We start from the raw sequence: 15,862 nt of genomic DNA, 5'->3' as shown, positions 1-15,862 counted from the left end.
ACCCCCGGTTGGTCATGGGCCTGCTCGCCCGGCTATCGGCGGAGGCAGGTGGGTTCGACGTCGGTCAGGTCGCAGCTGGCGTCCCACAGCCTCGCCGCGACGGCGGAGTCGGCGAGATGACTCCATACCGCTTCTTGTCGAGGTGCGCCGCGCAGGCCGAACAGGCGCGGCCCCCACAGCTGTCCTCCGCGCGCCGCCGGGTCGAGCACGGCGCGGACCGCCGGCCAGGCGCCCGCGTGCTTGCCCTGGACGAGTAGAGCGGCGGGTGCCACGCGCAACCGCGCACCGAGGCTTCCCACATGGACCGGCGGCCGTGACGGGGTGAGGGCGTCCAGGGCACCACCGGGATGGACGACTGCGCTCTCCACCGAACTGCCGAGGGTCCGCAAGCGGCGGTCGAGTTCGAGCCCGAAGTACATCTGGGCCAGCTTGGTTCGTCCGTAGGTGCGTTTGGCCTGGTAGTCCCGCCGGGACTGGAGGTCGTCCAGGTCGAGCCGTTCCGACTTCGCCGCGAAACTGCCGACGGTCACGACACGCGCCGCAGATGCGGCCGACAGCAGCGGCATCAGCAGGCCGGTCAGCGCGAAATGCCCGAGGTGATTCGTGCCGAACATGAGTTCATGACCATCCCCCGTCTCGCGGCGAGGCGGGGTGTCGAGCGCGACGCCCGCATTGTGGACGACCGCATGCAGAGCACTCACCTCCAGGGATTCCACTGCCGCGCTGAGCGACGACAGGTCGGCGAGGTCCATCCGGATTGCCCGTACCTGCGCGCCGGGCACGCGAGAGCGGATCGACGTCACGGCGGCTTCGGCTCTCGACGGATCCCGACAGCCCAGTACGACCGTGGCTCCGGTCGCTGAAAGCTGCTCCGCGATGAAGTACCCGATACCGGCGTTGCCGCCGGTGACCAAGAAGACGCGGCCCTCTGCGCGCGGCAGTCGGTGAACATCCCAGAGCGGAGTGGAGGAAGTGGGCGACATGACGGGAGGCTCCCTGGATCCGGAGGGGCGAGACGGTTACGGCCGCTCCCGAGGGAGCAGCTCGCCATCCACAGTTCCAGCGCGAACCGACACATCGCCTACGGATCGCCGACCGCCGCGACGGATGCCGACACCCCGCCGACAGACGGCCGGTCCGCCGACCGAGGGTTGCGTACTGCCGACTCGGATTCAGATGCGGAGTCGGACCTACCCACCGTGAAGACGCAGGTGTGTCGTGGCACGGTCGTTGTCACTGACACGCATCGCGACTTCGAAATCGGCTGGCCCAGTTACCCATCGGCGAGCCAGAATCATCCCGTGACGCGCCAAGCCCACGAGGAAGTCGAACTCCACCAGTCCGTAACCGAGTTGGCGGCCGAGACCGGCGGGATGCGGCGGTTCTCCTCGAAGATCCTGCCACCGTGGTGCCGCAAGTCGCCGAAGGGGGCCGAGGTACTGCCATGAGTCATCACGACGCCCGGCAGGAGGAGGAACCCCCGGAGCACCTGCGCTTCTGGACTTATCTGAGGGAGTTTGAGCAGGTCACGGAGGCCGACGAGGTCGGACTGGTCAGCGAGGTACTCACCGACCCGGACGAGACGATGGCCCAGTCCGCCGTCCTGCGACATCTGGACAGCCGAGCCGCCGACCTTCACTCCGGACCCGCCTACGAGTCCTGGGCCGCGAAGATGACCCGGGCCACGGCCCGCTACCCGTTCCTGACCGGGCGCCTTCACGAATGGTCTCTCTTCCGGGCCGTCACGCTCAGGCAGCCGTGGCGTCCGGATGCTTTGCTCGACTCATCTGACTGGCTCCAGCGCAAAACGGCCGAAGCGTCGAACGCCGCCGCCCTGGAAGTCCTCGCCGACCGAGGTCGCACCAAGCGCATCCGCAACGCCGCCCGCGCCAATCTGAAGCAGCAGAGTCAAGGCTGATCGCAGTCCCCAGGTGTGTGACACACCCAAGGTCTGGAACATTACTCGCCGTTCGATGCGGGCGGCGGTCCGCAAGAGCGTGACACGGCGCGGGTCTGCCGAGGGAAGCGTGTTCCTGATCTACGGTGCTGGCATGGTGCGTGCCGGTGGTTCCCAGCCCCATGGACCGGACAGGTCTGCGGCTTCGGCCCGCTCCCTGGCCCCGCTGCTCGCTGTCTGCACGGGCTACTTCATGGTCATCCTGGACGTGACCGTCATCAACGTCGCCGTTCCGGTGATGGGGCGGGAACTGTCGGCATCGCTGACAGGCATTCAGTGGATCACCAACAGCTACACCCTGATCTTCGCCGGCCTCCTGCTCACCGGCGGCGCGCTGGGAGACCGGTTGGGCAACCGCCAGATCTTCTGCACCGGTGTACTGGTGTTCACCGTCGCCTCTGCCGGCTGCGGACTGGCCCCGAGCACTGGGACTCTGATCGCCGCCCGCCTGCTGGAAGGCTCAGGCGCGGCACTGATCGTGCCCGCCTCCCTCGCTCTCCTCCAACAGGCGTATCCCTCCCCCGTCGAGCGTTCCCGGGCCTTCGGCCTGTGGGGCTCCATGGCAGGTATCGCCGCCTCGGCCGGGCCCCTCCTGGGCGGCCTCCTCGTCACGACCGTGGGCTGGCGCTGGGTGTTCTTCATCAATCTTCCCGTCGGATGCGTCTGCCTGCTGCTCACGCTGCGCCGCGTGCCCCCTTCGGCCCGACGCGCGGACCGCCCCGTGGACTGGCCGGCCCAGTGCGCGATCATCGCGATGGTGGCTCTGCTGACCGCCGTACTCAACGAGGCCGGACGACGCGGCTGGACGGACCCACTGATCCTGACCGGGGCCGGCCTGTGCCTGCTGGCAGCAGCCGCTTTCGTGCTGCGGGAGCACCTGGCCCGCACCCCCGTGCTGCCCCTGCGGCTGCTGCGCTCCCGCGCGATGAGCGGAGGAGCGATGATCGGCCTGCTGTTCAACTTCGCCTTCTACGGGATGATCTTCACCGCCAGCCTGTACTTCCAGCATCAGCGCGGCCTGACCGCGCTGCGCACCGGGTTCGCCCTTTTCCCGGCAGTGGCCATGACGATGTTCGCCTCTGTCCTGTCCGGACGGCTGGCACGCCGTACCGGACACCGCCCCCTTGTGGTCACCGGCTTGCTTCTTGGAGCGGCCGGCCTGGCCGGCTGGGCCGCGGCCGGAGCGAACCCGGCCTACGCACTGCTCGTGGCGCCGATGATGGCCGCGGGCTTCGGTACGTCCTTCGCCCTCACCGGGTCAACGGCCACCGTGATGGCGGCCGCCCCTGACAAGTACTCCGGCACCGCCTCCGCCCTGTTCAACACCACCCGGCAGGTCGGCAGTGCCACAGGCGTCGCGCTGGGAGGCTCCCTGCTGGCCGCCACGGCCAACTTCACCACCGGGCTGCGGACCAGCATGGCCGTCGGTGCGGCCGCTTACCTGACGGCCGCCGCCCTTGCGCTCTTCTGCATCCCGCGGAAAGCACCCGGCCACGAACCCGGCCACGCCACCGACTGAATGGCGGCGGGGCGACGAGCCAAGGCATGGCAGGTACGCCGATGGGCCGGCCGGAGTGGAAAAGCCACCCCGCGCGTCAAACACCCGCCGGCCCCGCCGCAAAGCGACGCCACACGGCCCCGACCCGACGCGCCGCATCAGAAGTGCGTGGTGATTCCGAAGGCGCGGCGCAGTTGTGCCATGTCGTGCCGATCGCGTTCCGACGGTTCGTATCCCTGGTGGAAGTAGACCTGCTGCTCGGCGGACAAGCACGGGACGGACATTCCCTTGATGGTGCCGGTCACGAAACACGAGAAGGGATAGGTGAAAGGGCGCTGCGGTTCAGGTGATGCCTGCACTGCCGAGCCGTCGTCGGAAAAGGCCAGCGGGTGAAGGTCGATCTCCCGTCCGTCCGCAGCTGTCATGACGAATCGGATGGGCCTCCCATCCACACTCTCCACGAAGCCCGCCTCAGCAAGTGCCCCCAGGGCGGCGGCTTCCTGGTCTCGCCGGTGCATCAAGTCCAGGTCGCGGTGCTCTCGGGTCTGCTCGCCGAGCAGGGCATCGATTCCCCACCCTCCACCGATCCAGGCGTCAACGTTCGCCCGTCGCAAAAGAGTTAGAACGCACAGCACGTCCTCAGCTGTCATCACCCGACGCAGATTAGAAGCATCCGCCTGTGGCAGCGAATGAATTCCATGTCCCCTGCTGCGTTGTGGACAGCACACCAAGGGCTCACCCGGCGTGTGCGACCGTTACCCCCGCGGATGCCGCACTCGCGCTGTGTGGGCGGGTTCGGAAGTGAGGCGGTGTGCGGCCCCGGCACTGGACCGGGGCCGCACACCGCTCTCTCGGAAGGCAGACGGTCACCGTCCGCCGCCACCGCCTCCGCCGTAGCCGCCGCCACCGCCACCGCCGTAGCCGCCGCCACCGCCGCCGCCGTAGCCACCGCCACCGCCGCCGTAGCCACCGCCGCCGTAACCACCGTGGTCACCGCCGCCGTAACCACCGCCGCCGTAACCGCCGTAGCCGCCGTAGCCGCCATAGCCGCCGTAGCCGCCGTAGCCGTAGTTGTTGTAACCACGACCGTAGCCGTAGTTGTTGTAACCGCGGCCGTAGCCGTAGTTGTTGTAGTAGCCGCGGTTATAGCGGCAGTCGTTGTGCCGCCAGCTCCAGTTCCAGCCCCAGCCACGGTTGTAGCAGTCGTTGTAGCGGGAGTGGGTTTGGATCGTCCCCGTGTTGGCCGAGGCCGTCCCCGCTGTGCCGATCGCGGCGCCACCCGCCATCAGAACTCCGGTGGCGGTCACCGCGAAGAGGCGCTTCACGCGAAGTGCTCGCATGAGAATTTTCTCCCTTCCATCGTCTCGCGCACCCGAACGCGAGATGGATGGCCGCGCACGCCAGAAGGATCCGGGCGCACGGTCGAAATGTCACCGCTCTGGAAATTGAAAGACACGCCGTGGCCATTCACCAGCCGTGCCGGCCGTGTACGGCTCCACGCACGAACCCCGCAGCAACAGTCGTGCTGTCCACCGCGAGAAGACTTCGCCGAAGTGGCGCGTCCCGGGTTGCGGTCTCAGTCATAAACGCTACTCCGTATCCGCTCCACGTCATCTTGAGCGGGCATTCATCTCGGCGCCGGACTCGGTCGACCGGCTCGACCGAGCGCCTCACGGCGGGCAAATCTGCTGGTGACACAGCCTTCGGACCACCCACCTGATGTTCCGGCCGCAACCGCGGCACAACCTCACGCGGGCGGGCCTGAAGCGAACGGACTGCCCCGACCGGGGCAACCGTTGCCGTCCTCGCGGAGCCCGGGGGCACCGCTTCCCCGCCAACCCTGACCTGCAGCAGTGACCCAGGAAATGCGCGCGCTTCCAGTCGGTCACCGAACCCCGCGTCAAGGGTCGCCGTGCTCGTCGCCGCCGTGGCGACGCCGGCTGCCGCGCGGCCGGCCACGGCGGTGAACCGAGCGCGGTGAGCACTTCCGCGTCCAGGTCAGAGGCGCCGTCCTGATCACCGGTGTCGGCGGCATTCTGCTGGGCGGGTGTGTGGGCGGCCGTGTGCGCGGGTGTACAGCGCAACTTCTGCCGAGGCACGAGCTCAGGAGCAGGGGCCACCCGGTTCGAAGTCGCCGCCGGCGCCTTTGCTGCCGCTGTCACGCTGGTGGCCGCGGCGGGCGTCGCGGTCGAAGATGCCCAGGATTTCGCAGGGGCCGCCCTCGGCGCCGATGGCGTGCGGGAGCATGGTGGGAAACTCGGCGGCCTGGTTGGTCTCGACGCGGAACCTGCGGTGGCCCAGCATGAGGATCGCGGTGCCGGACAGGACGACGAGCCATTCCCGGCCGGGGTGCGCGCGCATGCGTGAGGGGTTGTCCGGCGGTGGTTCGGTCATGCGCTGGCGCACGACGCTCATGCCCGGATCGCCCTTGACGGGCCAGCGCATCATGCCGTGGGCCGCGTCGATCACGGGACTCGTGATGACGTCGTCGGAGGCGTTCTCCACGAGCTGGTCGAGAGATGTGTCCAGAGCGCGGGCGAGGGTGACCAGCTGATCCAGGGCGAGGCGGCGCTGGCCGTTCTCGATGCGGGAGAGCGTTGACTGGCTGACGTTGGCGCGGGTGGCCAGTTCCTCCAGGGACCAGCCCTGTGCCACGCGCAGGGCGCGGATCCGTTTGCGTACGAGACTGTCCAGCTCGCCGTCGCTTTGCGTCATAGGCAAAATTCTATGCTCTTCATGCAAGTGAGGTTTACGTTCTCTCACGAGGTGCCCCGGAAAGCCCGGCGGCACGCCCGAGCGAAGGGGTGCGAGGACATGGCCGTGAAGGCTTCCGTGTACGCAACCGACGCACCGCCCCAGGGACTGTCGACATCGCGGCATCGGCTGCGGTGCCGCCGGCTCGAACGGTGCCCAGTGCAGCGACCGCGCATCGGAAGCGGACCGCCTCGGAGGCTTCCCCCGCGGGTTGCCCGCGCCCAACCATGCCCAGAATTACCCTTGATGACAGAACGTCAGGGGTCGTCACCCGACGGGACCTGACGTCTTCGACCGGCTCTGCCCACGTCGCCGGCGACTGGCAGCGGGCCTGCCGCTCGGTGGCCCATCGCACCGCCGCAGACCCGCCGAGTACCGCACCGGTGCGGGACTCCGCCCGAGGCCTGTGTGAGCATGGCGTGCGCATCTGTTTCGAGCGCCGGAGGGGCTTTGATGGACACCCACGACATGGACCATTTGCGCCGGTGCGTCGAGTTGGCCGCCGAAGCGCTGGAAGCCGGGGACGAGCCGTTCGGCTCGGTGCTTGTGGACGGCGCCGGAGCCGTCCGCGCCGAGGACCGCAACCGGGTGGCCGACGGCGACGCCACCCTCCACCCCGAGTTCGAACTCGCCCGCTGGGCGGCAGCGAACCTCTCACCCCAGGAGCGGGCCGCCGCCACCGTCTACACCTCCGGTGAGCACTGCCCGATGTGCTCGGCCGCACACGCCTGGGTCGGGCTGGGCCGCATCGTGTACGTGGCCTCTGCGGCCCAGTTGTCCGGGTGGCTCGCCGACTGGGGCCGCCCCCAGGCGCCCGTGCGCAGCCTGACCATCCAGGAGGTCGCTCCCTCGGTCGAGGTCGAGGGGCCGGTCGACGAACTCGTACCCGCGGTCAACGAGTTGCACCGGCGCCTCGCACTACGGGCATCCAACGCCTGACCGACCGCCTCTGCCGTCTCGGCGGCCCGGCACGCGCCGGGGCCCACCCGCACCAGCCGGTGTAACCCGGAGGCGCCGTTGCGACGAGCACCCCCCGCTCCGGGCCGAGCTCTCCGAGTGGTCAACCGGTCCGTCGAAGCACTCATCCCGACCGTGCTGTCGTGATCCGCTTCTCGAACCAATGGTGCGCGTACGGCTCGTCGTTGAAGGCCGCGACTTCCTGGAATCCACAGGAGTGGTACAGGCCGATCGCGGCCGTGAGCGCCTTGTTGGTGTCCAGGCGCAGTACGTCGCAGCCGTTCCGGGCGGCCCGCGCCTCCAGCTCCGCCAGGAACCGGCGGCCGAGACCGAGGCCGCGGGTGCGGGGATCGACCCACATGCGTTTGATCTCGGCCGGGGCGCCGGGCGGCAGCTTCAGACCGGCGCAGCCGACAGGCTCGCCGTGGAGCCGGGCCACCAGGAACAGGCCGTGCGGTGGGCGGAGTTCACCCGCGTCGGGCAGCAGGCTCCGCGCGGGATCGAATCCGGTCTCGAAGCGTTCCCGCATCTCCGCGAAGTAGGACCGCAGGCAGTGCTGGGCGTCCGGGCGTTCCGGATCAACCACGTCCAGCGTGACCGTCGCGGCCGTCAGGAGCCGGTCGACCTCGGCCATCGCGGCGACGAGCCGGGCGCGCTGGTCGGCATTGAGCGGCTCCAGGAGAGAGCCGGCCAACTCGTCGCTACGCCGGTCGAGCACGGCGAATTCCGCGCGGCCCGCATCGGTGAGACGTACGGTGCGCACGCGCCTGTCCCCGGGCTGCGGCTCCACCGTCACGAGGCCGTCCGTCTCCAAGGAGCGCAGCAGCCGGCTGACGTATCCGGAGTCGAGCCCGAGGCGCTCGCGCAGCCACCGTACGTCCCGGCCCTGTACGCCGATCTCCCAGAGCAGCCGCGCCTCGGCGACAGGCCGGTCGAGGCCCAGGTAGTGGTCGTGAAGCACGCCCACACGTTCGGTGACCGTGCGGTTGAACCGCCGCACCCCGTCGATCTGCGTCGCATCCATATCTCTGACTTTAGTCAGCTAATCACGGTCGGGTCAGCCGGAGGTTCCAGGCTTCGTGCGCCGGCCGGGCCGCCCACCAATGGCTGCTCGTCACGGAACGTGTGCCCCGCTCGCCTGACGATGGGTTCCCGTAGTCCCCGAAGTCCTACCTGGCAGATTCCGCGCCTATGTAAGAGGAGAAGCCGTGCCGGACGATGTCTGGGCAAGGGTGCACGCCGAGCGTGAGGCGCTGATCGACGACCTCTCGCACCTCAGTGACGATCAGTGGCGGAAGCCGTCGCTCTGTGACGGGTGGACCGTGCACGACGTGCTCGCCCATCTGATCGACACGGCCCGCACGACTCGCCTCGGCTTCGTGAAAGACCTGGCCCTGGCGGTTGCTCCTTGCCGGGCTGACGGACACGGCGGTCGCCGGGCAGGTGCAGCTGTCGGCGCGGAACGCACAGCGCCGCCTGCAGGCCCTGATGACGCGGGCCGAAGCGACCACGCGCCTTCAACTGGGCTGGTACGCCCGGCATCACGACTGGGTGTGATGCCGGGCGCACGGTCTCACTTCTTCAGTGCGACCGCCCCGATCACCTCCTGCTCGACCGTCAGCCCGCCCGGCGCCCCGGCCGAGGCGCGCAGCGACACCGACCCCGCGGGCCCCGGCACGTCGAGCACCGTCGTCCGGCGGCCGTCGCCGATCCGCTTGAACTTCGCTTCCTGCCACGTCTTCCCGTCGTCGTAGGAGACCTGCAACGCCGCCGACGCGGCGGCAGTCCTGCCGTCGTACGTCGCCGAGCGCAGGCCCAGTTCGAGACGGTGGCCCGCCCTGGCCTGTCCCTGCAGATCGGTGTCGACGTCGAAGGAGACGTTCAGGAGCGGCAGATCGGCACGCCCCGTGCAGTTGGGCCGCGGGCGCAGCGGTGATCGCTGGCGAATTCCCGCCATGACGAGAACCGGATGTTCGGAGACTGTCGGCGGACGTCGAACGGCCCGCCTCTCCGGCACGAATGCCGGAGAGGCGGGCCGCTGTCGGTCGCGGTCGCGTCCGTCCGTCGTCAGACGGCCGGCAGCTTGGCCACCACGATCTTCGTCGAGCCCTGCGCCGTGATGTCGGTCGCGTAGAACGCCACCTCACCGCGGTTGTTGACGGCGATGCCCTCGGTGGGCACCCAGTGGTTGCGGTCCACCATCGCGCCGAGGTCGTACATCCGGCCCTGCGGGTCCCACACCACGGCCGTGGTGGCGTCGGGCTCGAGTTCGGCGGTGCCGACGATCCAGCCGTCGTCGTTCACCTTCAGCGCCTTGGCGCTGAACCCGAAGTCGGGCAGCCGCGTCATGGTGCCGCCCGGCTTCAGGACGAACGCGTCGTCGCCGCTGGTGCCGACGATCTCACCGGAGGAGTTGACCGACTCGGCCGTGCTGTCGACCATGCCGGGCAGTGTTCCCAGGTCACTGATCGTGCCGTCCGCGCTCCACTTGACGGCGCGGCGCCTGCCGTCCTTGGAGGAGTGGCCGACGGCGACACCGGCGTCGTTGATGGCGATCGGCTCGGTCAGCGTGCGGGAGTCGGTCAGGTGCGGCAGCTTGCGGAAGCCGTCCTTCGCGGACCAAGTGAAGGCGTCGTTGACTTGCAGGTTGCCGCCGGTCGCCGGGTTCTTGATGTACCCGGTGGCGTTGCCGACGACCGTGCCCGCGTCGTTGACGGCGAAGCCCCGGTCGTAGCTGTACGTCTCCCAGTCGGGCAGCGGCAGCGTGGTGAGCTTGCCGTCCGCGTCCCACACGCCGGCACGGGTGCCGCCCTCCGTAAGGGTCACCTGGCCGGTGCCCCACGTCCCCGAGCCGCTCTGCCCCAAGACGTATCCGCTGCGCAGGCCGGTGTTGTCGAGGAGGGTGACGCCGTGCTCGGCGTCCCAGCGCATCGGCCGGGTGGCGCCGGACACCTGCTGGGAGCCCACAATGTGACCCTGGTCGTCCATGCCGAACGCGACGGCGGGGCCGAACGACGCCGTGACGTCGGCCGTCGGCTGGGTGACCTTGCCGAGCAGCACGTCCGCGCTGCCCAGCGGTGTACCGGCGTCGCTCGCCAGCGAGAAGCGGCCGACGAGACGCCTGCCCGAAGGGGGCGCGGTCTCGGCGACGAGCCGCCCGGCGACCTTCAGCGACCGGCCGGAGGCCAGCTTCACCGGCTTGTCGTCGTCCACCGTCACCGCGCCCAGCGACTTCGAGAACATCGTGTCCTGGATGTCGAACGCGGTGGAACCGGACGGCACATCGGTGCCCGCGATGTACAGGAAGTAGAAGCCGGGCTTCGGGTCCTTCACGGTCAGCGACTCACGGAAGCCGCCGTTGGTGGAGGAGGCGACGAGCGCGCCGGACTGGGCGATCAGGTACAGGTCGAGGTCGGCGTCCGGGTCGGAGGCGTTGCCCATCGACACCTCGAGACGGGTCGCGTCGCGCGGCACCGTGATCTGCTTGCCCGTCATCGACTGGTCGGTGACGGTCGGGTGGGCCTGTGACAGTGCGCCCAGGGCGCCGCCCGTGGCGTGCGCGGTCACCGGCGCGAACCGGTTGACGGCGGTGAACGCCTTCTCGGTGGGCGCATGGACGGCGGCCTCGTCGATCACCGACGACGCGGGGTCGAACGTGGCCCCCAGCACGGTGGCGGTCAGGCGGTACGGGTTCTCCTGGACCGGCGACGTGCGCCGTGACTCCACCTCGAACTCCCAGACGCCGGGCATCGGTTGCTCGTACGTGCGCGAGTTCGCGTTGCAGTCCGCGGGGTCGGAGAAGTGTGTGTAGCAACGGCTGACCGCGCTGTCCTCCACGGGCATGCCCTGCGGGTCGACAGCGAGGAAGCGGGTCTGGCTGTCGCCCTCGACGCCGCTCAGGTCGACCTTGAGCGCCGCCGCGCCCTCGGGCACCGTGACGAACACCGACCGCGTCGCGTTGCGCGCGACCCGCCCCTGGCCGGAGACCGAGTACGACGGCTTCGCCGGGTCTGCGCCGGCCACGACGGTCACCGGGACGAACCGGTCGACACCGGGTGTTGCCGGGTCGTCGACGCGCAGCAGCGCCGAGTGGGCGCCGGCCGACTTGGCGTGCGCCCGCACGGTGACCGTGGCGGCCTTGCCGTCGTTGAGCCCCACCGACTTGGGCGCACTGAACGTCCCGTCGTTGCCCACCCACGACAGCTCGGCGCGGCCACTGCCCGGGCCGGTGCGGGTCAGCTGGACGTCGTAGTTCTTGACCCGGTCGACCTGCTGGCCGCCGTCGCTCGCCGCGCACCGGTTGTACACACCGGTGCCGGACTTCGGGGTGGCGAGCATCCCGGCGAGCGCACCACAGACGGGGGCCCGCACGGTGTACGCGGTCGGGTCGACGCGCTTCGCGAGCAGCTTCCACGCCGCCGGAACGGAGACGAGACCCGCGCCCTGTGCGTACGCGGGCTGGTCGTCGAGGAACGTCGCCGAGCTCATCAGCGCGGTGCGCACCGCGGCGGGCGTCACCTTCGTGCCGGTGGCGGAGGCGGCCGACAGCAGCAGCGCGACGTCACCCGTCACCTGCGGCGACGCCATCGACGTACCGTTGAACATGCCATATCCCGCAGGAAGTTCGTAGCCTGCCTCCGGGACGCCCTCGCCCGGCATCCACGTCGGTATGGACGACACCGCGGCACCCGGGGCGACGATTTCCGGCTTCATGCCGCCGTCCTCACGCGGTCCGCGCGCCGAGAACGGGAACAGGGACTGACGCGCCGTCACCCGCGAGCCGTAGTCGGCCCACCAGGTGTCCTTGCTGACGGACGCGCCCACCGCGAGCACCTTGTCGGACACGGCAGGGTCGGCGACGGTGTTCATCCCCGGACCGTCGTTGCCCGCCGACGACACGATCTGGACGCCGTAGTCGTCGATGAGCCGGTTGTAGAGCACGGCCCGGACGTTGTTGCCGTCGTTGAGCGCGGGCAGGCCGCCGATCGACAGGTTGACGACGTCGACGTGCTGGTTCACGACGGCGTCGATCATGCCCTCAGCGAGGGCGTAGGACGTACAGCCCGAGGCGAACAGGCAGACACGCTCGGAGACGATCTGCGCGCCCGGCGCGGCACCGTTCATGCGGCCGCCGAACAGGCCGTTGCCGGCCGTGATCCCGGCGACGTGCGTGGCGTGCGAGCCGGCGACGATGCCTATGTTCACGAAGTCGGCGCTCTTGCCGACGCTGGTGCCGCCGCGGGCCGACAGGTCCACGTCGTCCCGGTACTCGACGGTGAACGGCATGGACTCGGCGACGGCTGTGTCCGGATCGTCCTCACCGAAGGAGGCGAACCTTCCGCTCTTCGCGTACGGCTCGACGACGTCGCCGTCACCGAAGGTGCGGTCGAGGTCGGCGTCGACCCAGATCCTGTGATCCGACTTGCGGTACAGGACGCCGAAGCTGTCCTTGTAGTCGCCGTCCCGGTTGATGTCGCCCCGCAGCTCACTGCTGTAGGTGGTGTCCTCGTCGAAGATCTGGAACTCGTAGGTGCCGTCGGCAGCCTTGTAGTCCACACCGCCGTAGCGGAATGTCCCGCCGACCGCGGTGACGTTGTGGCTCATCTGGAGCCACGTCGGGTCCGCGTCGGTCACCGGGTCGGTCGCCGTCACCCAGTTCTTGATCTTCGCGCTGCCGGTCGAGGTCTTCTGCAGCGCAGGATGTGCGCCGTCGACACCGGTGTCGAGGATGCCGACCGTCACCCCTCGGCCGTCCCAGGCGGGGTGCGCGGCGGCGAAGTCGGTGGCGCCGGTCTCGCCGGTGGGCAGATAGGGGTTGTCGGCGGGGGTGTTCTCGCCGGGAGCGGCCGGGGTGATTCCGGTGCTCGCCCGGGACTTCTCGTCGGCTGCGGTGACCGGCGACGGATCGGGAATCCTGAACGTCTCGTTGAGGTCGACGGCGCGCACCGAGGACAGGCCGGCGAGGGCGGTGACCTTGCCCGTCGGCAGGGTGGCGCGTACGTAGCCCAGACGGTCGGAGAACTCACCCACCCGGCCGCCGAGTTGGGTCACCTTCTCACGCAGGGCCTCGGTGTCTCCCTGGGCGGTGGCGACCAGCACGGTGACCGACTTCGCCTTCTTGCTCTCGGCCTTCTGCAACAGCGTGCGGTCGTGCGAACCGAGCTTGTCGTGGCGGGACTTGAGTGCCTTCTTGGGGCTGTCGGCCACACCCGTCCCCAACGGGTGGGGCACGGTGGCCGCTTGGGCCGGCAGTGCCGACAGACCCATCAGGGAACCGGTCATGGCGGCCGCAAGCACTGAGGCGGTCAACCCGCGTCTGCGGCGGGTCAGTTGACGGGGCATACAGATGTCCTTCCCAGGGTGCACATGTGTCCCCCGGGTCTACCAGCCGGACGCACCCGGCGCAGCAATGCGTGGTGACGGCTTCTCGCCACGTCGCTAAGCCGCCACTCCTCGTGGGGCGACGCCGACGGCCGTAGGCCCTGGCACCTGCGACCGGAGGTGTGCCGGACGGGATGGCGGCCCGACTGATCGCCGGCCGGGTATGACCGCAGAAGGGTCCATCACACCAATGGGACCTGGGCCTGTCTGTCGGATGGGAGCGGTACCCAGAACACGACTGGTGTCCCAGCCCGAAAACCGGAGTACCGGCCGGAACCGTGGATCTTGAGGCGCCGGACCACGGCACGCGGGCGGCGCCGCCCCGGCTCACCTGGGCATGTGGGCTGCCCGGTACTCGCTCGGCCGCATGCGTCGGAGCTCCAGGAAGCGGCGGTTGAAGTTGGAGAGGTTCTGATATCCGCTGCGCGCCGCCACCTCCGTGACGGGCAGCTCGGTTGTCGCCAGCAGTCGGCAAGCGGTCTCGGTACGCAGCTGGTTGACGTAGTCGGTGAGGGTGCGGCCCATGGTGCGACGGAAGAAGCGGCTGAACGAGGTCGGCGCCATGTGCGCGATCGCGGCGATCTCGACGAGCTCGACCGGCCGGGTGTGCGCCCGCTGCAGGTGGCGGCAGACGTCGTCGACGCGTCGGCGCGCCTCGGTGTCGGGCGCGGGTGCGTACCCCGGCCTGGTCAACGGGGTGGCTTCGTCGGCCCGGTGGGCGAGACGGCACAGGACATCGAGCAGGGCGACCGTGGCCGCCGCGCTGTCGTGCAGTTCCGGCAGGCCGATGAGCCGCGTGCGCACGACGTCCGGGGTCCGGGTGAACAGGAGGCCGCGAGCGGATCGCTCCAGCAGTGTGCGCACTGCGCGGAATTGCGGCAGGGCGAAGAAGTCGGGACCGAGGAAGTCGTAGCGGAACTGGGCGACGGCGGCCTCGGCGACGCGGTCGGGGTGCGGCCGGGAGACGAAGGTGTGGGGCACGTCGGGGCCGATGAACATCAGGTCCCCGGGTGCGTACGGCTCGACGGTGGTACCCACGTAGCGCGTGCCTGATCCCTCGGTCATCAGCACGAGTTCGTACTCGGCGTGATAGTGCCAGCCGAAGTCGAAGGCGCTCTCGCGCCGGATGAAGCATGTGAAGGTGGTGTCTTCCGGGAGGCTCCATTGTTCCTGGCGCGGTTTCACGGCGGGCAGGCTAGCGCAGGCGGGGGCTCGCCGCTTGCGGGGCAACCGAGTACCGGAACAGGGCATTGGTGGCGTAGCCCCCGCAGGCATCCGCTGCGACCGTGGAGACCTGCCTCCCGCGGGACCAGCCGGGACCAGCACCACATCGATACAGCGAGGAGAAGTCCGCCATGACCGTGAGGACCGTTACGACGACGTCGGCGATGCCGGAGCTCGACCGCCCCTACGACGGCCTGGCCTCGACCGCCGTGGCGGACTTCAACCGGGACGGCTTCGTGCATCTGCGGAACGTGCTCACACCCGAGACGATCGCCGCGTACGAGCCGACGGTCACCTCGGAGGTGATCCGGCTCAACACCCAGAACCTGCCGCTGGCGGAGCGTGACACCTACGGCAAGGCGTTCCTCCAGGTGACAAATCTTTGGGAACACAGCGGGAAGGTGCAGGAGTTGGTGTTCTCCCGGCGTCTCGCACGCATCGCCGCCGAACTGCTCGGTGTGCACGCGGTGCGGCTCTACCACGACCAGGCGCTGTACAAGGAGCCGTCCGGCGGCATCACACCCTGGCACGCCGATCAGTACTACTGGCCGCTGTCCTCCGACCGCTGCCTGACCGTGTGGCTGCCGCTGCAGGAAACCCCCATGGAGATGGGCCCGCTCGCCTTCGCCCGCGGCAGCCACCACTTCGCGTACGGCCGTGACCTGCCCATTTCCGATGAGTCCGAGGCCCGCCTCAAGGAGATCGTCACGGAGCAGAACTTCGAGGACGTCACGGAGCCGTTCGCGCTCGGCGACGCGAGCTTCCACCGCGGATGGACCTTCCACCACGCGGGGCCGAACCGGGCCGACGTCCCGCGCCGTGTCATGACGGTGATCTACATGGACGCCGACATCCGCGTCGCCGAGCCCACGAACGACCATCAGGCCGCCGACCGTGGCTGGATGCCCGGCACCAGGATCGGCCAGGTCCCGGACACCCATCTCAACCCCGTGCTGTACGACGCGCGCCACTGACAGCACCGCGCCCATGCGCCGAGAGATCACCGGCCGCCACCGCCCGACACCTGGTATCTTGCCCCGGCACCCGCCCCGACCGTAGGCTGAATGCGCTTTCAGGAACGATGGCGGGCA

General features: G+C 69.5%; 13 protein-coding genes and 1 pseudogene. 6 read left to right on the top strand and 8 right to left on the bottom strand.

From position 1 onward, the window contains the following. Positions 1-32: 32 nt before the first annotated feature. Positions 33-983, bottom strand: coding sequence for an SDR family NAD(P)-dependent oxidoreductase (locus ACZ67T_RS31270; protein ID WP_469988348.1), 951 nt, complete (start codon positions 981-983; stop codon positions 33-35). 318 nt (positions 984-1,301) lie between these two features. On the opposite strand from ACZ67T_RS31270, the gene ACZ67T_RS31265 reads away from it, so the two are divergent. The 3 genes from ACZ67T_RS31265 (at position 1,302) to ACZ67T_RS31255 (ending at position 3,476) form a co-directional block, all read left to right on the top strand. Continuing rightward, complete coding sequence (locus ACZ67T_RS31265) at positions 1,302-1,448, top strand: hypothetical protein (RefSeq protein WP_469988378.1); 147 nt, start codon at positions 1,302-1,304, stop codon at positions 1,446-1,448. Beyond that, positions 1,445-1,918, top strand: coding sequence for a hypothetical protein (locus ACZ67T_RS31260; RefSeq protein WP_469988347.1), 474 nt, complete (start codon positions 1,445-1,447; stop codon positions 1,916-1,918). Before ACZ67T_RS31265 ends, ACZ67T_RS31260 begins: the two co-directional genes overlap by 4 nt. 133 nt (positions 1,919-2,051) lie before the next feature. Then, positions 2,052-3,476, top strand: a complete 1,425-nt coding sequence (locus tag ACZ67T_RS31255) for an MFS transporter (protein ID WP_469988346.1) — start codon at positions 2,052-2,054, stop codon at positions 3,474-3,476. Positions 3,477-3,613: 137 nt separating this feature from the next. On the opposite strand, the gene ACZ67T_RS31250 is transcribed toward ACZ67T_RS31255, so the two are convergent. The 3 genes from ACZ67T_RS31250 to ACZ67T_RS31240 form a co-directional block, all read right to left on the bottom strand. Next, complete coding sequence (locus ACZ67T_RS31250; RefSeq protein WP_469988345.1) at positions 3,614-4,105, bottom strand: nucleotidyltransferase domain-containing protein; 492 nt, start codon at positions 4,103-4,105, stop codon at positions 3,614-3,616. Between the two features lie 216 nt (positions 4,106-4,321). Beyond that, on the bottom strand, positions 4,322-4,795 hold the full coding sequence (locus tag ACZ67T_RS31245) for a hypothetical protein (protein WP_469988344.1): 474 nt from the start codon (positions 4,793-4,795) through the stop codon (positions 4,322-4,324). A 763-nt stretch (positions 4,796-5,558) separates the two neighbouring features. Continuing rightward, positions 5,559-6,170, bottom strand: a complete 612-nt coding sequence (locus ACZ67T_RS31240; protein WP_469988343.1) for a helix-turn-helix domain-containing protein — start codon at positions 6,168-6,170, stop codon at positions 5,559-5,561. 492 nt (positions 6,171-6,662) lie between these two features. Between ACZ67T_RS31240 and ACZ67T_RS31235 the strand changes: the two genes are divergently transcribed. Continuing rightward, entirely contained in the window at positions 6,663-7,148 is a 486-nt protein-coding gene (locus ACZ67T_RS31235; protein WP_469988342.1) for a nucleoside deaminase, read from the top strand. Positions 7,149-7,290: 142 nt separating this feature from the next. Here ACZ67T_RS31235 and ACZ67T_RS31230 read toward each other — a convergent pair whose 3' ends face one another. Beyond that, positions 7,291-8,190 (bottom strand): bifunctional helix-turn-helix transcriptional regulator/GNAT family N-acetyltransferase, encoded by a 900-nt coding sequence (locus ACZ67T_RS31230; protein ID WP_469988341.1) that lies wholly within the window; start codon positions 8,188-8,190, stop codon positions 7,291-7,293. Positions 8,191-8,374: 184 nt separating this feature from the next. Here ACZ67T_RS31230 and ACZ67T_RS31225 point away from each other — a divergent pair. Beyond that, positions 8,375-8,593, top strand: a pseudogene (locus ACZ67T_RS31225) (maleylpyruvate isomerase family mycothiol-dependent enzyme); the annotation flags it as partial. Positions 8,594-8,739: 146 nt separating this feature from the next. Here the strand turns inward: ACZ67T_RS31225 and ACZ67T_RS31220 are convergent. The 3 genes from ACZ67T_RS31220 to ACZ67T_RS31210 all read right to left on the bottom strand — a co-directional run bounded on the left by ACZ67T_RS31220 (position 8,740) and on the right by ACZ67T_RS31210 (position 14,732). After that, complete coding sequence (locus tag ACZ67T_RS31220) at positions 8,740-9,123, bottom strand: hypothetical protein (RefSeq protein ID WP_469988377.1); 384 nt, start codon at positions 9,121-9,123, stop codon at positions 8,740-8,742. Between the two features lie 110 nt (positions 9,124-9,233). Beyond that, positions 9,234-13,508 (bottom strand): S8 family serine peptidase, encoded by a 4,275-nt coding sequence (locus ACZ67T_RS31215; RefSeq protein WP_469988340.1) that lies wholly within the window; start codon positions 13,506-13,508, stop codon positions 9,234-9,236. 366 nt (positions 13,509-13,874) lie between these two features. Beyond that, entirely contained in the window at positions 13,875-14,732 is an 858-nt protein-coding gene (locus ACZ67T_RS31210) for an AraC family transcriptional regulator (protein WP_469988339.1), read from the bottom strand. A gap of 170 nt (positions 14,733-14,902) precedes the next feature. On the opposite strand from ACZ67T_RS31210, the gene ACZ67T_RS31205 reads away from it, so the two are divergent. Further along, the gene (locus ACZ67T_RS31205; protein WP_469988338.1) at positions 14,903-15,745 is read left to right on the top strand and encodes a phytanoyl-CoA dioxygenase family protein; all 843 of its coding nucleotides are present in this window, start codon (positions 14,903-14,905) and stop codon (positions 15,743-15,745) included. Positions 15,746-15,862 lie beyond the last annotated feature (117 nt).

The sequence above is a fragment of the Streptomyces sp. NPDC107517 genome (assembly GCF_055582645.1).
Note: the sequence above shows the minus strand (reverse complement) of the source record. Positions and strands in the feature narration are given on the sequence as shown.